19 protein-coding genes are annotated in these 22,352 nt (G+C 43.0%); 12 read left to right on the top strand and 7 right to left on the bottom strand.

Annotated features, from left to right (window positions below):
• Positions 1-30: 30 nt before the first annotated feature.
• Together sppA and JFC07_RS01525 are read right to left on the bottom strand one after the other, a co-directional pair.
• Positions 31-1,086 carry a signal peptide peptidase SppA gene (gene sppA, locus JFC07_RS01530; protein ID WP_198327924.1) on the bottom strand — a complete coding sequence of 352 codons (1,056 nt, stop codon included), beginning with the start codon at positions 1,084-1,086 and terminating at the stop codon, positions 31-33.
• Between the two features lie 258 nt (positions 1,087-1,344).
• Positions 1,345-4,422 carry a ComEC/Rec2 family competence protein gene (locus tag JFC07_RS01525; protein WP_198327923.1) on the bottom strand — a complete coding sequence of 1,026 codons (3,078 nt, stop codon included), beginning with the start codon at positions 4,420-4,422 and terminating at the stop codon, positions 1,345-1,347.
• A 287-nt stretch (positions 4,423-4,709) separates the two neighbouring features.
• Here JFC07_RS01525 and JFC07_RS01520 point away from each other — a divergent pair, with 287 nt between their 5' ends.
• The gene (locus JFC07_RS01520; RefSeq protein WP_227678220.1) at positions 4,710-5,288 is read left to right on the top strand and encodes a DUF2062 domain-containing protein; all 579 of its coding nucleotides are present in this window, start codon (positions 4,710-4,712) and stop codon (positions 5,286-5,288) included.
• A 109-nt stretch (positions 5,289-5,397) separates the two neighbouring features.
• Here JFC07_RS01520 and JFC07_RS01515 read toward each other — a convergent pair whose 3' ends face one another.
• The 3 genes from JFC07_RS01515 to JFC07_RS01505 form a co-directional block, all read right to left on the bottom strand.
• Entirely contained in the window at positions 5,398-5,715 is a 318-nt protein-coding gene (locus JFC07_RS01515) for a hypothetical protein (RefSeq protein ID WP_198327921.1), read from the bottom strand.
• A 198-nt stretch (positions 5,716-5,913) separates the two neighbouring features.
• Positions 5,914-6,594 carry a lipoprotein-releasing ABC transporter ATP-binding protein LolD gene (gene lolD, locus JFC07_RS01510; protein WP_198327920.1) on the bottom strand — a complete coding sequence of 227 codons (681 nt, stop codon included), beginning with the start codon at positions 6,592-6,594 and terminating at the stop codon, positions 5,914-5,916.
• 51 nt (positions 6,595-6,645) lie between these two features.
• Positions 6,646-7,881 (bottom strand): lipoprotein-releasing ABC transporter permease subunit, encoded by a 1,236-nt coding sequence (locus JFC07_RS01505; RefSeq protein ID WP_198327919.1) that lies wholly within the window; start codon positions 7,879-7,881, stop codon positions 6,646-6,648.
• 461 nt (positions 7,882-8,342) lie between these two features.
• Here JFC07_RS01505 and JFC07_RS01500 point away from each other — a divergent pair, with 461 nt between their 5' ends.
• Positions 8,343-9,323: a hypothetical protein gene (locus tag JFC07_RS01500; RefSeq protein ID WP_198327918.1), complete on the top strand. Its 981-nt coding sequence runs from the start codon at positions 8,343-8,345 to the stop codon at positions 9,321-9,323.
• A gap of 106 nt (positions 9,324-9,429) precedes the next feature.
• Here the strand turns inward: JFC07_RS01500 and JFC07_RS01495 are convergent, their stop codons facing one another.
• Entirely contained in the window at positions 9,430-9,819 is a 390-nt protein-coding gene (locus JFC07_RS01495) for an SCP2 sterol-binding domain-containing protein (protein ID WP_198327917.1), read from the bottom strand.
• Between the two features lie 877 nt (positions 9,820-10,696).
• Here JFC07_RS01495 and ccoN point away from each other — a divergent pair.
• The 6 genes from ccoN to JFC07_RS01465 all read left to right on the top strand — a co-directional run bounded on the left by ccoN (position 10,697) and on the right by JFC07_RS01465 (position 16,852).
• Entirely contained in the window at positions 10,697-12,178 is a 1,482-nt protein-coding gene (gene ccoN / locus JFC07_RS01490; RefSeq protein ID WP_068408137.1) for a cytochrome-c oxidase, cbb3-type subunit I, read from the top strand.
• A 9-nt stretch (positions 12,179-12,187) separates the two neighbouring features.
• Entirely contained in the window at positions 12,188-12,826 is a 639-nt protein-coding gene (gene ccoO / locus JFC07_RS01485; RefSeq protein WP_068408135.1) for a cytochrome-c oxidase, cbb3-type subunit II, read from the top strand.
• Positions 12,826-13,008 (top strand): CcoQ/FixQ family Cbb3-type cytochrome c oxidase assembly chaperone, encoded by a 183-nt coding sequence (locus JFC07_RS01480; RefSeq protein WP_068408133.1) that lies wholly within the window; start codon positions 12,826-12,828, stop codon positions 13,006-13,008. The genes ccoO and JFC07_RS01480 overlap by 1 nt, the downstream gene beginning before the upstream one ends.
• Positions 13,005-14,150: a cytochrome-c oxidase, cbb3-type subunit III gene (ccoP, locus tag JFC07_RS01475; RefSeq protein WP_198327916.1), complete on the top strand. Its 1,146-nt coding sequence runs from the start codon at positions 13,005-13,007 to the stop codon at positions 14,148-14,150. The genes JFC07_RS01480 and ccoP overlap by 4 nt, the downstream gene beginning before the upstream one ends.
• 509 nt (positions 14,151-14,659) lie before the next feature.
• Positions 14,660-16,072: a cytochrome c oxidase accessory protein CcoG gene (ccoG, locus tag JFC07_RS01470; RefSeq protein WP_144297131.1), complete on the top strand. Its 1,413-nt coding sequence runs from the start codon at positions 14,660-14,662 to the stop codon at positions 16,070-16,072.
• Positions 16,073-16,270: 198 nt separating this feature from the next.
• On the top strand, positions 16,271-16,852 hold the full coding sequence (locus JFC07_RS01465; protein ID WP_191690606.1) for a FixH family protein: 582 nt from the start codon (positions 16,271-16,273) through the stop codon (positions 16,850-16,852).
• A gap of 234 nt (positions 16,853-17,086) precedes the next feature.
• Here JFC07_RS01465 and ttcA read toward each other — a convergent pair whose 3' ends face one another.
• Entirely contained in the window at positions 17,087-18,274 is a 1,188-nt protein-coding gene (ttcA, locus tag JFC07_RS01460) for a tRNA 2-thiocytidine(32) synthetase TtcA (RefSeq protein WP_198327915.1), read from the bottom strand.
• Between the two features lie 273 nt (positions 18,275-18,547).
• Here ttcA and queC point away from each other — a divergent pair, with 273 nt between their 5' ends.
• The 4 genes from queC (at position 18,548) to JFC07_RS01440 (ending at position 22,263) form a co-directional block, all read left to right on the top strand.
• Positions 18,548-19,354, top strand: a complete 807-nt coding sequence (queC, locus tag JFC07_RS01455) for a 7-cyano-7-deazaguanine synthase QueC (protein ID WP_198327914.1) — start codon at positions 18,548-18,550, stop codon at positions 19,352-19,354.
• Positions 19,355-19,696: 342 nt separating this feature from the next.
• Complete coding sequence (locus tag JFC07_RS01450; protein WP_068408057.1) at positions 19,697-20,026, top strand: hypothetical protein; 330 nt, start codon at positions 19,697-19,699, stop codon at positions 20,024-20,026.
• Positions 20,027-20,197: 171 nt separating this feature from the next.
• Positions 20,198-20,695 carry a peroxiredoxin gene (locus JFC07_RS01445; protein ID WP_198327913.1) on the top strand — a complete coding sequence of 166 codons (498 nt, stop codon included), beginning with the start codon at positions 20,198-20,200 and terminating at the stop codon, positions 20,693-20,695.
• 71 nt (positions 20,696-20,766) lie between these two features.
• Positions 20,767-22,263, top strand: coding sequence for a dihydrolipoyl dehydrogenase (locus JFC07_RS01440; RefSeq protein ID WP_198327912.1), 1,497 nt, complete (start codon positions 20,767-20,769; stop codon positions 22,261-22,263).
• Positions 22,264-22,352: the final 89 nt, after the last annotated feature.

The following is a 22,352-nucleotide window of genomic DNA, read 5'->3' as shown; positions in this document are numbered from 1 at the left end:
CATACACATTAAATCTAAAATATAAAGCGCTTAGCGCATCTGCGCTTGACCCTCTTCTTGTGGTAACACGTCAAGCTTGATACTTGAACCAAGACCGGCGCCTAACTTAACGGCAAAGCGATCCATAAACAAGCTAAATGGGTCGGTTGGCGTATAATTAACGACGTTATCAAGCTTCAACTTCTTCTCTAAAGTCGAAATACTGCCCTTTTTGTCAGCTAAGCCAAGCTCAATCGACTGCTCACCGGTCCAAAATAGCCCTGAAAACAGTTTATTTTCCTCAGGATTTTTTAGACGATCGCCGCGACCTTCTTTGACTGCATTGATAAAGTGCTTATGAGTATTGTCCAGCACTTTTTCGACGTGCTGCTCTTCATAGTCAGTCAGCGGACGTGACAAGCTTAAAATATCTTTATACTCGCCTGCGGTAATGGTGCGGTCTTTAACGCCAAATTTATCCATTAAGCCTTCGATATTATAGCTTGGCATAATTACGCCAATCGAACCGACTAAGCTTGATGGATTGACATAAATCTCATCCGCAGCTGAAGCGATATAATAAGCGCCCGAAGCACCCATATCACCAATCACCGCGTAGAGTTTTTTGTCAGGATATTCTTGACGCAAATCCATCATCGTCTGCCAGATTTCATCAGACTGTACGGGTGAGCCGCCGGGCGAGTTGATGTCAAGCGCCACGGCTTTGGCATTACTGTTTTCAAAAGCGCGAGTTAAGGCCTCATTAACATCGTAAGCATTGGCGACATCACCACTACTAATCGTTCCTTGGATTTCAACCACCGCCAAATGCGGCTTACTGGTATCAACGCCTTCAAGCCCGGACGGTGTTTTGGTACTACAACCGCGACCAATGGTCAAAAATATCAATAAAATATAACCAAAGGTCAATAGCTTAAAGAAAATACTCCAGCGACGGGCGCGGCGCTGCTCAACCACACTGGCTAATAACGTATTTTCAAGCAGTCGCCACTCTTGTCCACTCGGCTGATTTTGCTGCTGCAGCGGCGCTGGCTGGTTGGCCGAGTTGTCAGGACGTTTGTTAGGGTCTGGTGGCCAGTTGGGCATATAACTTCCTAAGTCAGAAACAATGTAAAACGATAAAAGAGAGAACTAAAAACTTGATATAGCAAAAGCGTGATAGCTATTTTTACTTGTATCAATGCTTTTATAGCGCTTTGATAAAGTTGAATAAGCTACTAAGTATGGTGGCATTTCTCTCATGGTTCAATAGCAGAACTGTGAAATAGCTTGATATTATAAAGGCGACAGGTTATAGGAGCGAGATGTTTTATAAGGATGATACCAATAAGTCAGATTATAAGGTTAATCCTTACTATTGGCCCCAAAAGCTAGAGCGGCATCTAGTGGCTTATTATCATAAGTGATTGTCTCATGGATTTGTTGCTGAGTTATTACCTCAGTAGAGATATGCGAGGCACTATGTCCAAGCCATGTTGTGCTGTTTATGACATTACCTAAGGTGTTGTTTAATGAGTTTTTTAAAGTGTCATTTTTAGTATTCGGTTCAATCGCGCATAATAACGACCACATTTGCCACACGCGCGGATGGGTATCGACATTTAAAATCAGACGTGATTGAGCATTTTTAGTATGAGAAGGTGGCTCTTTGTTATCGGACTGAAGTGTTTGTACTTTAGTAGCTAATGATTTGAGCGGGTCAGCAGCATTATAACTGACAATTTGAATAGGTAATCGACTGTCAAGTTCAAGCGTACAGTCCCAGACACTGGCATCGTTTATTTTGCTCCAACCTGTGATAGCTTGCAACGTTAAATCACCATTGGCGAGTTGCCAGGTTTTACCTTGCTCACAAGCTTGGGCACTGATGGTTGCCTGAGTTTTATTTTTACCAGATTGACTGGTCAGTTGATAAGCGCGCTGGAGCTCGGGCCAACGCTCACTACGCCCGGCTTGCCAATACTGAGCGGTTGGGAGACGTTGACTTAACTCAGCGACGGTCATTGGTAGCAGCTCAGAGTCGTTTGGCTTATAGATGGTCGGCTGCAATGACTGACGGTTGTTATTTGTTAATGTCGCTAAAGATGTCGTCAAGGCCGCGCTACTGCTTTGGACTACCATACCTTCTAGACGCTTGATAGATAAGCTGCGTAGTTGTTGCTCTAATGTCGCAGATAGCTTGTCAGCGGTTAGCGTGCTTGGCATCGTACGAGTATCATAACGCCTATGATCGGCTAAAATTAACCAGCTAACGTTTGTCTTATTATCTTCATTATTTAGCACAGGGTATTGTAGCACCGCCGCGCTTAAATATTGGTCGCCCGTTGGCAGAATATAGAGAGTCGGAGTCATGGTTAACGACTGCTGATTGGCGTATACCGTCATAACCAGTAGCGTTAACGGTGCTAGCGCGAGCCAACGACTGATAAGGCCGCGCGCTAATAGCCACGGCAACATCGCCAATAATACCATCAGCAAAATTGCTATATTCACTGGCGTATAAAGCCATGCCCCTGAGAATATCGGTAACGCCGTTAGCCACGTGATAAGCTCGTGTAAATGAGCGACGAGAGCAATCACCAGTGCCCAAATAGTATCAGCTAGCGCAGGCGAGATAAGATAGCACAGCCCAGCCAGTAAATTTAGCGGTACAATCACCCAACCAAATAATCCAATAGCAAATAAATTAACGATAAGCCCTAACAGTGATGCCTTACCGAATAACAATAAGGTTATGGGTAATAGCGCAATAAATAGCCAGAACTGTAACTTAAACAACCTTTTAAACCCTAGCCATAAGCGTTGAATTATCTTCGCATTTTTATTGTCATTAGAGTTCGTGGTCGTTAAGCTTGCAGACTCTGCTTGACTCCATGCTACTGAACTATCTTCGTACTTTAATAACAATGCTACCGCTATAAAGGACAGCCAATATCCTGCCTGCCACAGTACATACGGGTCGAACCACGCCATGAGTATCGCCAGCGCCAACAATATACGCATGGTACTAATTGGCAGTAGCGTTAAGCGTATCAAACCTATAGCTAATAACATCCACGCGGTACGCGCAGCAGGTACATCAAACCCAGTAAATAAGGCATAAATAAAAGCCGCGCTCATCATAACCCACCAGCGCAATTGCCAGCGCGGGATATGACGATAGAGAGAGGGGTAAAAACGATTCAACAGTAAGACTGCCAATCCCGCTAACACAATCGCTAAAAATAAAACATGCGTTCCTGAGATGGCCAATAAATGAGAAATACCTGCCAACTGATATGAATCTTTGGTAGCGCGATTGATTAAACTGCGATCACCGGTCAGTAAGCTTAAAGTCACTGCTTTTGCTTGCTGCTCTGCGGGAGTTTGCCCTGCCCAATCTTGATAAAAATGCTGACGTAGTTGCCAACGTCCTTGGTCGATAGCGGTACGCAAACGGTATAGATAAGAATCGTCCGCTTTAGACAATGCTGCTGAGTCATTAAACGGAATAGTTGAGGTACTGGTCGCTAATATCGTGGCAACCCCATCGATATGTCGCCCTCGCAACCACCGATAACTATCAAATCCCGTTGGATTGTTCAACGCTTGCTCAGAGTTAGCAAGTGGCGCCAGCGTCAAAGTCATCAGTAACTGATCGCCGGGCTGCAAATGATTTAGGTCTATAGTCTGCGATTTATTGTCAGTACCTTTCTTAGAAGGTTTTTTAGGGAGCGACTTCTTAGAGTAAGATTTTTTTGGATAAGCATTTAGCAGTATACGATATTGTTTATTTTCGAAATATTCGGAATTATCTCCGTTTAAATTATTTTCCTTATTGCTTAGGCTATTATCAGTCACCTCTTTATAATTGGCATTGTAATTTACGCTCAGTTTGTCCAAATCCTGCGACGTTATCTCGGACAGTAAAGGCGATATATGGCTAATGGTAGCAACCTGCCGATAGCCTCTATTACTTGCGTCGTCATAGACACTATCACTGATGCCTTCGATGCTCACCAACGCTTGCACGCGCACCGTTTGTTTGATGGTATTACTTTGCGCCTGTTGCTGATTTATCAAAGCGAGCAGCCCACTACCACTAATCAGCGCCACTGCTAATACTGCCATTAATAAATGATGAGCAAATTTATAGAGTAATGGTGATGTAGAAGATGGGGTTTTAGCAGAATTTTGAACAGCAAGATTTTGAGCAGAGGAATTTTTAGAAACCCCTTTTTTAGCGTCAATCGAGGGTGCAAGCGCAATGTAACGCTGATTGATAAATAGCAGAACAATGGTCAAAGCCATTAATAATAACGGCAAGATAGAAGATGTGCTGAGGTCTGGTAATAAGGAGCCAATAGGCAGCGGAATAGTATCCGCGACGGCCAAAACCCCCATCATAACGATGATTATCAAGCTACCAATTAACCAGTACACCAGCGCTCCTCGCTTGCTTGATAGCTCGTCCATTGCATATAATTTGCATGATGGATAATGACCGTTCTAAACATTGAACCAACCACCAAGTGCGCAAACCGTCAAGCGATGGCATTTATGTGGCTATTACCCTATACTTACCAGAAATATTGCAATAGTGATTATTCAACATTATCTAGCCGCTTTTCTGATAACATTTATAGCTATATTTTTTATTAATAATATCACTGTATATCAGCCCATCAATATGATTGAGCGGGTTGAAGTTAACATGTAAAGGCGATTCTGTGCCAAACAAACGTCTAAAAGACCTACTCCCTACCCCTGAAAAAATTTTAGAAAGTCGCTCATTAAAACTATTTGCGCCGCAACTTGCCGACCCGCGTTTATGGCATTTTAATCGCCATAGTTTAAATAAAGCGGTTTATATAGGCGTGCTCAGCGCATTTTTCCCGTTGCCAGGACAGATGTTGCTGGCTTTAATCGGCGCGCTTATTTTTCGTGCCAATGTGCCGATGGCGCTTGGTCTGACTTGGATTACTAACCCGCTGACGACCCTGCCGGTGTTTTATGCCGGCTATTATGTCGGTGCCAAAATCCTTGATGTGCCGATGATAAGCTTGCGCATTATCGGTCGCATGATTTCAGATTTTACCTTATGGATTATCTCTGATGGCGCCAATCCTTTTATCACTTATAAAGGTACGGTATCTATCGCCGCTTTTTGTCTAGGGCTAACAATTTTAGCGGTCATCAGTAGTATTGTCTGCGGACTGGCGTTTAAAGCCATCTGGCGCTATAAAACTGTCACCAGCTGGCAAAAACGTCAGAAAGACTCTGCTGAAAAAACCAGCAAGCATGAATAGCGTGAATCCTTAATAATCAATTTTGCCGCGTCAGTCATCTTATAAAAATAGCAGCATTTTATAAAGTTGGAAATATCTTATAAAATCATTACCCAATTCATAAGCGACCTTATAACTCGCCTTCTTCCTCTTTATGCTTGTCGATAGCGTTTTTAACATTATCAGCCAGATTATTATCCATCACAAAGATATCTATCACCTTCTCATCTTTTAGCAGCGTATAACGTTTTCCCGTGGCGCTATCTTGCGCCTTTAAATCGTAATCTGCACCCGCTAAGGTAATTGAGTCGAAAACCGGCGTCAGCAAGTCTATTTGTGCTTGTCTATCAATGGTGTCAAACAGCGTCGGATCCATATAAGGCTTTAGTGGTTCGTTACCTTCTTCGGCGCTACCAAACGCTTCAATCGGGTCATCATTTTTATCCATCTCATCATTCCTTATTTAGCATTTTAGTTATGATTTTATCTACTTGTTAAGGCTGCTAGATACAGTCTGTTTTTTTCGTCGTTTTTATCAGTAACTTTTATAGTCAGTAACTTTTATAAAAAAGCTAACCGTATCATGCTGCTGCTCAGTAACAGCAGTTCTACAGTTTATTGAAAAAAAGTATTAAAAATGACGCCTTTAGTAATCTTCCCAATGCCCATTGCGCAATAACAGCTGACGGTCAGCAAGGGCTGCCAAACTACGGTCATGCGTCACCATCAATAGCGCGGTTTGCATGGTGCTTTGTAGCTCGGATAACAGCCCAAACACGCTTTGGGCGTTGTCATAATCTAAGTTACCAGTCGGCTCATCGGCCAAAATAAGTGATGGTTTGGTCACAAGCGCGCGAGCAATCGCCACACGTTGACGCTCACCGCCTGATAGCTCACCGGGTCTGTGCGCCAAACGATGCTCTAAACCGACACTTTTTAAAATATCTATCGCTTGTTGACGTGCCTTGGTCGTCGATACTTTTGGGCGCATCAGTAGCGGCATAGCGACGTTTTCAACCGCGGTAAATTCGGCTAACAAATGGTGAAACTGATAAATAAACCCCAAGTGTTTATTACGCATCGCCCCGCGCTCGGTCTCATTCATACTATTTAATAGCTGCCCGTGTAGCCAAACCTCCCCGCTACTGGGGGTATCAAGTCCGCCAAGCAAATGCAGCAAGGTACTTTTCCCCGAACCACTGGTACCAACAATCGCAATGCGCTCACCAGCGTTGACGGTCAAATCCAGACCAGTCAAAACTTGTGTGCTCACCGCCCCTTCATCATAAATTTTATTAATATTGGTCGCTTTTAAAATTTCAGACATGGTACTTCCTTTGTTTTATTTATCATAGCATTGACGATTGACGCCTGTAGACTACTCGTAACGCAACGTTTGCGCAGGCTGAATTTTCGCCGCTCGGCGCGCTGGATAAATGGTCGCCAAAAAGCTCAGTATAAATGATGCACTGGTAATCAGCACCACATCGGTCAAACGCAGCTGCGATGGCAGATAATTTACAAAGTAAGCATCAAACAAATTGAGGCCAAAGGTTTGATTGATAAAGCCCAAAATATCACTGACGGTCAGGGCAAAGATAACACCAAGTATCGTGCCCGCAATGGTACCAATAAAGCCAATAACGATGCCCTGTACCATAAACACATGGGTAATCAGACGCGGTGAAGCGCCAAAGGTTTTTAAAATAGCAATGTCTGCTTTTTTGTCAGTGACTAGCATCACCAAACTTGAAACGATATTGAAAGCGGCTACAAGGATAATTAAAAACAGCAGCAAGCCAACCATGGCTTTTTCCATTTGGATGGCACCAAATAAGTTGCCGTGCGTTTGCGTCCAATCGCTAGGATAAAGCTTGTTAGGCGCAATAGCTGCTGCTTTTTGGGCCGCCATCGGTGCGTTAAAGATATCGTCAAGCTTCATACGAATACCCTGCGCGCCCTCTGGTAGACGCAGTAATTTTGCCGCATCACCCATCGGAATAAACGCCATTAAGCTATCTACCTCGGGACTGATGGTAAAAATACCTGTCAAAGTAAAACGCTTAAAGCGCGGTATCACACCCGCTGGTGATGGCGACGCTTCTGGCAATACCAACGTCACTTTATCGCCTAAGCGCAGCCCCAACGATTGCACCATCTCTTCACCAAGGACAATACTGAATTCACCATTTTGCAGCGTATCAATACTGCCTTCTATCATGTGCTCGTTGATGATAGAAACGTTTTTCTCATAATCTGGATCAACGCCGGTGACCATAATCCCAGCCACTTGACCGTTGGAGGTCAGCATACCTTGCAGCTGAATAAAGGGTGCGACGGCAGCAACTTCGGGATCTTCTTTAATTTTATCAGCCACCTCTTTCCAATCGCCGATAATCTCGGTTGAAATAACCGTCGCTTGTGGCACCATACCCAAAATACGCGTTTTGAGCTCGCGATCAAAACCATTCATGACCGATAGCACCGTAATCAGTACCGCCACGCCAAGCGTCAGACCAATCATTGAAATCAGCGAGATAAAGGAGATAAAACCATTACTACGCTCTGCTCGGGTGTACCGTAAGCCGATAAATAACGCTAAAGGACGAAACATATTCAAACTCTTTATCTTATCTACGTGCGACTTTATTTATGTTATAAAATCCAATGCAGCAACCGCCTTTTAGCATGACACTCACTAAGGCCGTCGCCGCAAAAACATATCAATCGAACAAAAAACAGGGGATTATGAGCAGCAAAATACCGCTGTCAAAAGGGAGCTAGTTTGACACAATTTGACTTATATGTGCCAGTCATTAGCGCAAACTGCCGGTATTTTTTGATAAAAACTCAACTTTTCATATTATTTTTCGCGAGGGGCTTGCTATTAGTTGCGTCTATACCTATATATTGTATGCTAAGGACAATTGTCATTAACCCCTCATTGTTGTTTGTTGCCTCTTTACTGACGACATTGCTGGTTATCATAAACCAATCCGCTCATATATTGGATAATGGTCAGCAATCACAGTTTTAGATCCAAACTTCATGGCTGACTTAAGTTTGAGTATATTCATGACCATTAATTATCAATATAAAAACATCCAATCCCCTACTAAAATCACTTTAACTGACGAGCAATCTGCCGGTCACGCCGATCATTGGCGGATTTTGACCGATGACATGAGTCAAGACGTGCCAGAATGGCTACAAAAGATGATTGAAAAAGCGGCGATGCCGAAAGGGCTCAACAGCAATGTCAGCGCTAAAGACAGCTGCTTATTGCTATCTGAAGACCAGCCTTGTCATATCAATCAAGTGCTGGCGATGAAAGACGGCAAGCCTGAATGCTTTATTAATGCTTACCCTTGTGTCGATAGCCCTTATGGTTTGACGTGCAAAATCGAGCGCATGATTGTCAATGACAACACTCACGATACCGTCTTACGCTTACGCACCGCTGATGGCAGCATTATTTATGCTTTCGACCAGCTGTACACCGCTAACCGCCATTTATATCAGCAAGATACCGCCTATTATGTGAACTTTAGTGCGTGGGCGCATGAGATTAAGCTGAGTGAACAAGACGAAGTGATTATGGTCGAAGACCAAGAAGCCATTCGCTACCATCGCGCTTTTAACGACATCGTCGCCGCTAATGATGGAAAAATGCCTGACGATTTACAAGAGCAAATCAAAGCATGGCAGCCTCAAACCAAAGAACAAATGGCGCCCGTCGAGATTAATCTCGGTCATATGTGCGCGTATTTGTTCGGCGATACCATAGGGCAAGAAGATGAAGCATGGTGTCAAGGTCAGGTGCTTGGTAAGCAAGAAATACTATTTAATGGTCAGACCATTATCTTATTTGATGTGGTGGTACTGCGTGAACAAGACGCAGACCCTTTTGTCATTCGTATCGGCGCACCTAAAACCGAAGCCACCGCTGCTATTGAAGTGCATGATTATGTACAAGCCAATATCTGGTTACAAGCGGCGATTTACAAAGAAAATCAAAAATTGCAACCAACTGCGCAACAATCAAAAGCCAGTTAATTTAGAAATTACCTTACTGTTAAATTCTCCGACGAAAAAGCCCTTAATGTGAATTAAGGGCTTTTTTATGCGAAACGCTATTGATACAAAAATGAAAAACAGGCCATTAAGCTAAGGTAGTTATTGACTTGATATTACTATAAAGCTCTTTTTGCTCAGCACTTGGGCGCGCGGTTTGTACTGCCATCAATTGTGACATATCACCTTCGACACGAATTTTACCGGCCATAAAAGCGCCCATGATTTCATTGGTATCAAAGTTGGTAATGATAGATTGCAGCAGGCTACGGTCCAACAATAAGGTTGTGGTTGCCTTATCATTCAAACCGCGATGCAGTAAGCCGTCAGCAAAGCTTGCTTCGATATCTTGCTCCGTATCGGTAACTTTTAAGTTCACCACCATATTAGCAAGCGCTGGTGGTAAATTTAATTCACCGGCTTCTTGACCCATTTTCTCAACTTGCTCAAACCATTCGTCTGTCAAAAAAACTGCCATATTATTATCCTTAATACCTATTATTTATGAGGTTATTTATGAAGGTAGGCTTGTGCCAGCATACGGCTAAGCCTAACCACTATTTAAAAGTTCAAAATATTCGTTAATATCAGTATAAAGCACTTGGTTAGCGATAATACAAGGCGTCATTATAAGGTGCGATTCGATGATAAGTAAAACTTATTTATAGCGCAAATGCTGCCATTGTTACAAAACCACCGCTTAATTGTATTTTTTGCGCCAAAAAGCACTATCTTTTTTCACCCCTAGAATAGTAGGGAAATTGGGTATAAAATAGGTATATAACGCTGAAAGATTATATCGTTCGTAACTATTTTTACCAAAGAGTTTGTATTTTGGCGCATAGTTCTGATGATATTTGATTAGGTTTGCGTTACAATACCCTTAAACAGAGTCGGGAGTTTTAACTAAACATTACGTAAACATGGTTTTTGTCAGCCGCCGCTAGCATACATTGATGGTGTATAAGTTTTTTATCACCGATTGAATATCAGTATCTATCTTCGTTCATACTGGCTTTTTAGCAGTAATAATTAAGATACATACTCAGCCTCAATAGATGTTTGATGCTCAAGGAAGGCACATTATCTTATCAAATTTAACCGTTTATTATTTATTAATCATCCTATTATCGTCCAGCTGTGAGCGCCGTGCATTTATATCGCCGCCCTCTACTCAGCAGTAACCGCTGATAACTAGTGTAGGTTTGACTTAATAGTAAATAAGGTCTCGATAATAAGATTTGGCAAAAACAACATGTACCGCAACCATAATCTGCTTATAATTTTTTATAATATAGAGGCTGCGGAGAGTTAGTTAATTCTGTTGATAATTCGGGCTGTAAAGGAATCATCCAATGAGTTTACAAAACACAGCAGTCGCCCCAATTGACCGTGAGTATGAAATCACTGTCGTAAGATTCTTTACGATAATGGCCGTGATATGGGGCATCGTCGGCATGAGTATTGGTGTGTTCATTGCTTCACAGTTAGCATGGCCAGCACTAAACTTTGACATTCCATGGCTGACATTCAGTCGTCTAAGACCGCTACACACTAACGCGGTTATCTTTGCATTCGGTGGCTCTGCCCTGTTCGCAACCTCTTATTACGTGGTACAGCGTACCTGTAAGACGAGACTATTCGCCCCTTATTTAGCTTGGTTTACCTTTTGGGGTTGGCAAGCGGTTATCGTCGCAGCGGTGATTACTCTTCCTTTAGGTCTGACATCGACCAAGGAATACGCTGAGCTTGAGTGGCCAATCGATATCTTGATTGCTTTGGTATGGATTTCTTATGCCATTGTGTTCTTCGGTACCCTCATCAAACGTAGAACTTCACACATTTATGTGGCTAACTGGTTCTTTGGCGCATTTATTATTACGATTGCTCTACTGCATATCGTAAATAGTATGGCCATCCCGGTTAGCGCGTTTAAATCTTACTCATTATTTGGCGGTGCGACCGATGCGATGGTGCAGTGGTGGTACGGGCATAATGCGGTAGGTTTTTACTTAACAGCTGCGTTCCTTGGGATGATGTATTACTTCGTTCCAGTTCAGATTGGTCGTCCTATTTATTCTTATCGTTTGTCTATCGTTCACTTTTGGGCATTGATTGCTTCATACATGTGGGCTGGTGGTCACCATTTGCATTATTCAGCGCTTCCAGATTGGACGCAGTCTCTAGCAATGGTATTCTCAATCATCCTATTTGCGCCATCTTGGGGCGGAATGATTAACGGTGTCCTAACGCTATCAGGCAGTTGGGATAAGCTGCGTACCGATCCGATCATTCGCTTTATGATTGTGGCATTGTCGTTCTATGCAATGTCAACGTTTGAAGGTCCGATGATGTCTATTAAGACCGTCAACGCGTTATCGCATAACACGGACTGGACAGTCGGTCACGTACACTCAGGTGCACTTGGCTGGGTTGGTATGATTACCATTGGTTCGCTATATGTATTGTTACCACGTATCTATAACAAACCAAAAATGTATTCTATTAGCTTAATCACCACGCATTTCTGGTTAGCAACAGCGGGTACTATCTTCTATATCGTTTCTATGTGGATTTCAGGTATCGGCCAAGGCATGATGTGGCTTGCGACCAATCCAGATGGTACGTTGGTATATAGCTTCGTTGATACCGTTGAGTTCTCACATTTCCCATATATTGGTCGTGCTTTTGGTGGCCTATTGTATGTATCGGGTATGGTTGTTATGGCCTATAACGTTTATAAAACACTTAAAATGCCAGAAGGTAAGCCTGTTGATATCGCAGATCCTACTGATCATGAACCTAGTGTTGATAAACCTTCGGCAGCTAACGTATAAGGAGCGATCATGTCTGGTACACCGCATGAAATTATTGAAAAAAATACAGGCTTGTTGGTTATCGGTATTGTTATTGCCATTAGCTTTGCAACGCTCGTTGAAATCGTACCGCTGATTTATGATAACAAGGGTCCTGAAGAAGGTGGGGTGAACGCTCCCCTTCCCGCCATGGAGCCATGGACCGCACTTGAGTTTGAAGGTCGTGACATCTATATTCGTGAAGGCTGTCACGTCTGTCATACACAAATGGTACGTCCATTACGCGCGGAAGTTGAGCGTTATGGACCCTACTCGCGTGCTGCTGAATCTACGTGGGATCATCCATTCTTATGGGGCTCTAAACGTACTGGTCCTGACTTGGCACGTGTTGGTGGACGTTATTCTGAAGATTGGCAAAAACAACATCTTATCGATCCACGTTCATTAGTACCTGAATCTGTAATGCCTGGTTTCCCTTGGCTTGCAACCAATGAAGTAAACGGTACCAATGTACAAACTAAAATGCGTCTATTCCGTGATCAGTTTGGTGTGCCTTACACTGAAGAAGATATCGAAGGAGCGCCAGATGCGGTACTTGGCGCCACTGAGCTTGATGCTCTGGTTGCCTACTTACAGCAATTGGGTACCGCGATGGAAGGACAGCGCTAATGGGTATTGGTGAATTACAAACAATTGCGACCGTTTCTGCTTTTATTGCCTTCGTGGGCGTTGCATGGTGGGCGTATTCGCCAAAAAACAAAAAACGCTTCGAAGAAGATGCACAACTTGCGCTTGATGACAAAGATAAAGAAGCTTTGGCTGAAGAGCAGCGCAATAAGGATAAACGATGACATTTTTTTGGAGTTCTTGGATCACCATACTAAGTATTATGTGTTGGGCGGGTATCCTCGGCGTCTTACTAATGGTGTTGAAATACAAGCCAGAAGTAGAAGAAGACGGTACTACTGGGCACACTTACGACGGTATTCAAGAATACGATAAGCCACTGCCTAAATGGTGGTTAGTGATATTTTTTGGCTCGATTATTTGGGCTGTTGCCTACTGGATATTTTTCCCTGCTATCTTTCCATCGAAATGGGAAGGTATCACGACCGTAGAAGTAGATGGCGAAACTGTGCCATGGACCTCGCATAACGAGTTAGCAAGTGAGCTTGAAAGTAATAACAAGGTGTTTACCGATAACTTTGAGCAAAACATTTTGGCTAAAGCAGATGCTAGCGGTGCGACTAAAACGCTAGCAACGCTGTCTGAGATGCAAGCAACCATGCGTCGCAGTGAAACACCACCTGCGAATCTGCAAACTGAGATCGATGAAAAAATCGCTGAGCTTGCACCGTACGTTGAAAAGCTTGCTGAAAACCCGAATGCGCTAAAAGTCGGTAGTCGCTTGTTCTTACAGAATTGTGCTGTCTGTCACGGCTCTAATGCGAAAGGTGCGCTAGGCTATCCTAATTTGACCGACAATGACTGGTTATATGGCGGTGAAGCTTCACATATCCTAACGACGCTACATAATGGTCGTGTTGGTGGTATGACAGCTTGGCGTGACCAACTTGGCGAAGATGGTGTGCGGGCAGCGGCTGAATATGTCTTGTCAATCTCTGGTAACCAACCAGGTTATGAGCTTGACCAAGCTAAAGTTGCTCAAGGTAAAGCCATTTTCCATGAGCCTACTAACTGTGTGCTTTGTCATGGTGAAGACGCTAAAGGTATGATCTCTACTGGGGCGCCAAACTTGACTGATAACATCTGGTTATATGGCGGCGATCGCGAAAGTATCCGTGATACCATCCGTTATGGCCGTGCCGGTGTGATGCCAGAGTGGGAAACCAAACTAGGTAATGAGCGTATTATGCTGCTTGCTGCGTATGTTTATTCTCTATCAGACAGAACGCCTCAGCCTGCTAAAGCGCAGCCTGTTTCTGCCGCTGCACCAAAAGCAGCCACACCTGAAACGGCAGTTGCAAACTAAGCACATTTAGTCAGTTGTATATCGTAAATAAGTAGTATTTGACAAAGGGAGGACTGTGATTGCAGTTCTCCCTTTTTAGTTATTTATCAGCTTTATGTTTTATTAATAAACTCTGCCTACGAGCAACTCGCAAAATCAAACTGCCGATAGATTTAATACTTTTTATGCTCTATCATCACTGGTTTTGATATTTATCAAGCTTAATAGTGATACGCACTTTGTCTATCAATAAGTCGCAGATAAGTATTGCTTTTTAACATTCTCACCCCATTTATAGTAGGGAAACTGCTAAAATAGCAATCGAGTAGAAACACTATAGAATCATCTATTTAAGCATATTTTAATCCTTTATTTACAATCGCTCATTTGGTAGCAAGTTTGGATACTTTTTTTGGTATGGCTCTTGCTACTTACTGACATTGATAACATCGCACATCCATATACCCAGGTATTAAAGGTATTTGTTCATCATGCCAGCAGACTGATTCTTTTTTTAAAGAGGCACGTTTATGTCAGCACAACCATCCAATAAAATTCCTGTCGTTGAGGTGGATCTTAACGCCAATAAAAAACGCGTTCACCCTAGATTTATCACCGGATTTTACCAAAATATCCGTGTGATTAGCATGTATGCGTTATTGGCATTATTTTTGATTTTACCGTGGATAAGGTATAACGGCAGGCAAGCTATCTGGTTCGATGTGCCGTCGCAGCATTATTATATTTTTGGTATGACGTTTCTGACACAGGACTTTTACTTTCTTGCCGTCTTTGCGCTTATTGCGGCTTTTGCGCTATTTATGGTGACGGTATATGCAGGGCGGGTTTGGTGTGGTTATGCCTGTCCGCAAACCATCTGGACGCATATGTTCCAATACGTTGAAAAAATAGTCATCGGCGATCGCAATAAACGTATCAAGTTTGATAAAGAACCTATGAATGCTAAAAAAGTCTTCAAGCGTTTTTTAATCTACTTTATTTGGTTTGTATTTTCGATGATTACGGCGATGACGTTTGTCAGTTATGTATCAGGGACAGAAGCTCTATATGGTAGTTGGCAAATGTTAGGGGGTGTTATCCCCTTCCCTGAGTGGTCAACGTGGATATGGGTATCGATATTTATTTTCGCTTTTTCAACTTACGTCAATGCAGGCTATATGCGCGAGCAGATGTGTATTCAAATCTGTCCGTATGGCCGCTTCCAAAGCGTGATGTTTGATAAAGATACCTTGATTGTTTCTTATGATTATGAGCGCGGTGAACCTCGCGGCGCCCGTAAAAAAGGCACCCATCCTGAGAATTTAGGCGATTGTATTGACTGTACGATGTGCGTGCAAGTATGCCCGACGGGTATTGATATTCGTGATGGGTTGCAGGTTGCCTGTATTCAGTGTGCCGCCTGTGTCGATGCTTGTAATGATGTAATGGATAAAGTTGGCTACCCACGTGGCTTGATTCGTTATACCACAGAGCGGCAATTGGTCGAAAAAGAGCCAAGCCGTGTATTGCGCCCGCGCTTTTTTGCTTATTTAACCTTGCTTGCGGTACTTTGTGGCGGTGTGGTTTATGCATTGACAGACCGCGTACCGTTAGAGATTGATATTCGCCGTGACCGTAATCAGTTGTCGTCATTGAACCAACAAGGCATGATTGAAAACAGCTATATCGTTAAATTGACCAACAAAACCCAAAGTGCGCACACTTATAAAATAAGTCTTGAGCCACAAGAAGGCTTGAGCTTAGGCGTACGCTTCAACGATGTGCCGTTAGAAGCAGGCGAAAGCTTTGATATGCCAGTCAGTATCTATGGCGACCCTGAGGTGATTGAGTTTGGTCAAACGCCGATTACTTTAACAGTAGCCAGCGAAGACGGTAAATATAATGTGAGTAAACAAAATATCTTTACCACGCAAGGGCAGTAATTATTGAGTATGTAGTTGCTTTTATCTATTCATCCGCTCGTTAGTGGTGCTTGGTCAAAGGCTAATCATCACTGACTGGCAGCTGAAGTATTTATCATTAAACTGGCTGCTCTGAGCCGTCGGTTTATTTTTTGATAGCGTTTATAATAAGCTGACAAACCGCACTTTATAAACGAATATCTGATTAATAGGTATGTTATGTCTAGTCCAGCACCGAACTTTAAGCATCAAGACAGCCAACCATGGTACAAAAACTATATGGTGGTTATCTTTGTCATTGGCATGCCAGCTTTTGTAGTAATCGCTTGCATTTGGTTTGTTTATTATTCTTATCAAATCCGTGATAGCGTGGTACGCGACGATTGGTATATGGATGGCAAAACCCTATATCATGACGTCTCACGCGACAAGCTCACCTATGATTTAGATTTACATGGCAAGATGCAGTTTGCCGATAATGGCGATGTCGTTTTTTATCTCAATTATCCTGAGCAAAGTTTGCAGTCTGGTAAATTATTAAACGGTGAGCCTTTAACCTATCCTGACTCTTTAGAGTTGTCTATCTCGCACGCCACCGACATTAAAAAAGACCGCGATGCGGTACTCAAACATCAAGAAGGTAACAAGTACACGGCGCAAGTCGATTTGGATGACGTAAAAGGCAAATATTATTTGCAAGTCAGTTATGATGGAAAGAATGATTGGCGTATGCAGGATGTGGCAAAATTACCACGCCCTGAGGTGAGTTTTAACCCTCTACCCGTTTTTGCCAAAAGTTAATTGTTAACGTTAGATTAATACCAAAAAATCAGCTATTCGTGAATAATGCGCTGGTTTTTTTTGGGGGTTAATTTTATAAAAATATAACGAGTGAAAAGTAATATCGATATATCACGCACTGTTGATATCAGTTTTTCTTGCTTGCTGTGCCTGCGCAGACAGAGGCCACAAAAAATTGATATCAGCAATACCGTCGCGTTTTTAGGATATTTTGACTATAGCTATCTATATGATTTAAATCACCGGATTAATCGTGGGGATTTTTTGCGTGTTGCGATTATTTTTTGTAGTATTATCCGCTGTTTCCACTTGCTGGTTGGGGTTTTGATGATGGGCAAACTTCGGATTAAAAACTTGAGTTTTTGGCGCTACTGGTAAACCAATCTCAGCCAAACTGTCGGTCTGCCCTGCTTGGATATTATCGCCTTCAAATAAGCGCTCATTGTCATCGCGCTCTATGCTTAAAGTTTCAAAGTCAAACAACTCGCGATCGGCCAATTGTGACGGCGCGACGTTTTGCATGGCTTTAAAAATAGACGCCAAACGCTGTGGATGGGCGTTATCCCATTCGCGTAGCATATCATTGATAATTGCGCGTTGCAGATTGGTTTGGCTGCCGCATAGATTACACGGAATAATCGGAAATTCTTTTAAACGTGCGTATTCAATGATGTCTTTTTCTTCAACGTAAGCAAGCGGACGAATCAGTAAGTTTTGCTTATCATCGCTTAGCAGTTTTGGCGGCATGGATTTCAGCGCGCCGCCGTGGAATAAGTTTAAAAAGAAAGTCGCCAGCATATCATCGCGGTGATGGCCAAGAGCGATTTTGGTGGCACCGATTTGTTTGGCAAAACCATATAGCGAACCGCGACGCAGGCGTGAGCAGGCTGAGCAGTACGTTTTACCTTCTGGCACCACGCTTTTGACGATACTATAGGTATCTTTTTCTAAAATATAATGCGCGATACCTTGCTCATTCAAATAAGTGGGCAAAATATCTTCTGGATAACCGGGCTGCTTTTGGTCAAGATTGACCGCAACGATATCAAAGCTAATCGGGGCAATGCGTTTGAGCAGCAATAAGATATCGAGCAGCGTATAACTGTCTTTACCGCCTGAAACGCAAACCATGACCACATCGCCATCTTCAATCATATTAAAATCGCGAATCGCCCATGATACTTGGCGGCGTAGCTTTTTTTGTAGCTTGCGAAATTCTGCCGTTTCAGTCGGTAAAATTTGCGTAGAGGATGTTTGCTCAGCGGTATTATTACTTATAGCCGCGCCAGCAATGTCGTCATACCCCATACTATCAGTATCTTCAGCATAACTATCCCAGCCAGTATCGGTAGAACTGGTTTTCGAAGAGGCTTCATCAAACTGAGAAGGGATTTTAGGCGTAAACAAGGTCGCGACGGTCATAAGGTACTCAATATCTTTACAAAGTTAATTTTACTACAAAGCAATTAGCAATATTTTTCAGCAGGTGGGCTTTAAAAGCAGCGATTATAACAAATTTTGCTAGCAGATTGAAAAGTCGCACAAAATTAGTGGCTTTTTGTGCCCATTTTTATCGCAACTTATGCGCAATTAAACATATCTTCAGAGTTATGTAATAATGCCACCTTAGTTAAAACAGCCATTTCTCAGAAACTCAAATTTTTCAAATTTCTTAAACCAACAATAGACAATACTATGACTCAAATAACTGCGCAGACTTCCTCTCCCAGTCCCAAAGACAATGCTGATTTAGCAGCACTACATAAAAGCCAAAATGCCGTGGTGCTGCTATCAGGCGGGCTTGATTCCGTGACGTGTTTGTACTGGGCAAAAGCGCGCTATGCGTCTGTGACAGCGGTCAGTTTTAACTATGGTCAACGCCACAATAGCGAGCTTGTCGCTGCCAAAGCCATTGCAAAGACTGCCAATGTTAACCATCGCATTATTGATATCGATATCGCCCAGCTTGGTGGCTCATCACTCACCGACCACAGCATGACTGTCCCTGATGGCGATACTGATAAATTCCCGAGTAACAATCGCGATGAAAGTGATATCCATGATATAGATACTAATGACGCCATTCCAAATACCTATGTGCCGGCGCGTAATACCATATTTTTATCTTATGCTTTAGCAGTCGCTGAAGTCACTGATGCTAATCATATCGTCATCGGTGTCAGTTCGGTCGACTATTCAGGCTACCCTGATTGTCGTCCAGAATATATCGCCGCCTTCGAACACATGGCGAACCTTGCTACTAAAGCTGGTGTCACCGGTCATCATTTATCGATTCAAACGCCGTTGCAGCATTTATCCAAAGCCAAAACCATTGAGCTCGGTTTAGCGCTCGGGGTCGATTATGGGCAGACGATTTCTTGTTATCAGGCAGATGCCAATGGTCTTGCTTGCGGTATTTGCGACAGTTGCGTCCTACGTCGCCAAGGATTTGCCCAAGCTGGGGTTTCTGATCCGACGCGTTACCAGTCTAATGAGTCTTAATAAACATTTGGAAATATTCTGCTAAGTACTTGAAAATGCCACTATTATTATCTTAGCATAATGGCTTATTAAACATTTGCGCAACATTTGCTTGCATTAACACAGCACGCTAGCGTTGTATTTTAGACGATTTACTTGCTATGGTATGGGCGACTATGTCAGTCACAAGCGGCATATACTGCTGGTTTACTAAAATATAATGAGTGACATAGATAAAAAAGCTTTTATAGTTAGCTATACTTTTATCATCACTTATATAAGCCATAAAACCTGTGACCACATAACACTACCAAGATTTTTATATAAAATCTGAGAAATTGACACGACCCGTAGAGGATGTTTATGAAGTTTTTGCCTGTATTACCCCTAGCTCTTGCGGCGCTGTTTGCCTTACCACAAGCAAACGCGGCCGACATTAAACAAGACAATATCAATACCTGTGTCAATGGCGCGGTCAAATATAAAGTCGCTAATAAAAGCGATGCTACCAAGCTTTGCAACTGCACCATCGGTGTCCGTAGCAATATGACCATCGGTCAAATGTGGGAAATCGAAAGCTATGCAAAAAGCAAAAAAGACCCATCAGGTCTCCCTTACGTGAAAAAAATGCAAAAAGACTTGCAGCAATGCACCGTGGGCTTGGACCTAAAACAGCCACAAAAACCTGCCTAAACTGCTTAAGAAAATATTTGCTAAAAAATACAAAAGACTGGCCATTGCCAGTCTTTTTTGTTGCGAATGAATAAGTGAAGTGTAAAACGGAGTATTTATTTCTGCCAATCTGCCTATAATAAGACCACCTACTATAATATACGTATAACCGAAACTAATAAGGATTTTATAATGGCTAAGCCCACTACAGAGAACCTTGCCCTGCCCGATTTTCCGGTCACTATCGTGCGCGAGCTAGACGGCAATTTTATTCATGACGATATCAGCCTAAAAGAGCTGGTTGCCCATACCGATAAAGGGCTTATCTTATATTTTTATCCAAAAGACAACACCCCAGGCTGTACCACCCAAGCGACAGAATTTACTACTCATATCAATGCATTTGATGAGTTGGGCTACGATATCATCGGTGTGTCGCGCGATAGCGTTGAGTCTCACGAAAAATTCATCGCTAAGTACAATTTGCATATTCCTCTGATTAGCGACAGTGATGAGAAATTGTGCCAGTATTTTGATGTAATTAAAGAAAAAAATATGTATGGCAAAGTCAGCTTAGGTCTTGTACGCTCAGCCTTTGTCTTTGATAAAGATGGCACGCTCACCCATGCACAGCGCAATTTACGCGCAGCCGGCTACACCGAACGCTTACTTGCCACGCTCGCCCCATAATATTTTTATGATTGTTTGGCAATTTTATTTATCTCTATCGACTACGATAAAACCTTTTTTTTGTGAGTAATATGAATCAACAGACTGACAGCACCACCGATAATAACACTGATAAAAAAGCGATGCGCAAGGTAACGGTGGCGGTCATCGGCGCCGGTACCGCCGGTCAAAATGCCTTTCGCCAAGCCAGAAAACTAAAAGACGACGTCCTCATTATTAATGACGGCTCTTGGTCAACGACTTGTATTGCCGTCGGCTGTATGCCGAGTAAACTTCTCATCGCTGCTGCCGATCGCGCCTATGACACCAACCATTCTGGCGAGTTTGGTATTCATGCTACTGCTCAAATAGATGGCAAACAAGTGATGGAGCGGGTTCGCGCCGAACGCAATCATTTTGCCAGTTACGTCCAAAAGCAAGTAGAAAGCTGGCCTGCTGAGACAAAAATAGCGGGTCGCGCTTACATCAACCAACAAGGTCTCATTGAGGTCAATGATGAACTCATCGAAGCCGATAAAATTATCGTGGCGACTGGTAGTAAGCCGTTTATCCCTGATAACTGGGCGGATAAACTTGGCAAAACATTATTGACTTCCGATACCGTCTTTGAGCTAACTGATTTACCAAAGTCTCTCGCCGTCATCGGCGCAGGGGCTATCGGCTTGGAGCTCGCCCAAGCCTTTACACGTTTGGGCGTCGAGGTGACACTTTTTAATCGCGACAAACGCGTCGCCGGTTTAAAAGATGAAGATATCAATAATAAAGCCATTGATTGCTTAAGTCGTGAGATGACCATGCATTTGGGTAGCAAGATTAACGACGTCGGTCAGCAAGCAGCAGATAACGAAGGCTCAGCGGCTTTTATCGATTACGAAGACAGCGCTGGTGAGACGCGCCAGTGGCAGGGCGATTATGTATTGGTCGCTACGGGCCGACGCAATAATATCGCGGCTCTAGGCGTTGAAAACTTGGGCGTTGGGCTTGATGACAAAAATCGTCCAAAGCAGCTCGATAAAAAAACGGGTAAAATTGGCAATTTAGAAGTTTATATTGTCGGTGATGCTAATGCCAATCTGCCTTTATTACACGTTGCCAGCGATGAAGGTTTTAGTGCGGGTAGTATGGTCTGTAACAACAATAGCGATGCTTATATCCGCCCAACTGCTGCGCCATTTTCTATCGTCTTTTGCTCGCCACAAATCGTCAATGTCGGCATGTCGCTACCTGAGATACAAGCAGATCCAGAGCTTGAATATGTGATTGGAAAAGTCAGCTTTGACAATCAAGGTCGTAGCCGCGTGATGGGTGTCAATTGTGGTCTACTGCATATTTATGGTTGCAAAAAGACAGATAGAATCTTGGGCGCAAGCATGGTTGCCCCTGATGCTGAATATATCGGTCATATATTGGCGATGGCTATTACCAATGATATGAGTATAAAGGACATGCTCGATACGCCTTTTTATCATCCGACGATACTAGAAGGTCTGCGTACGGCGTTACGTGATGTGCAGCGTATGATGAAAATTCCTTATCAGTATCACGATACTCAAGAAGGGACTTTTTAATCGACTGATAAAACCATTTTTATTAAAATTAACGTTAATATGGTTTAAGCTATTACGCGCAGCTAAGCTCAGATCGAAAATGAGCTGCG

The organism is Psychrobacter faecalis (genome assembly GCF_016107575.1).
GTDB lineage: Bacteria > Pseudomonadota > Gammaproteobacteria > Pseudomonadales > Moraxellaceae > Psychrobacter > Psychrobacter faecalis.
This window is presented reverse-complemented; position numbering and strand designations above follow the sequence as displayed.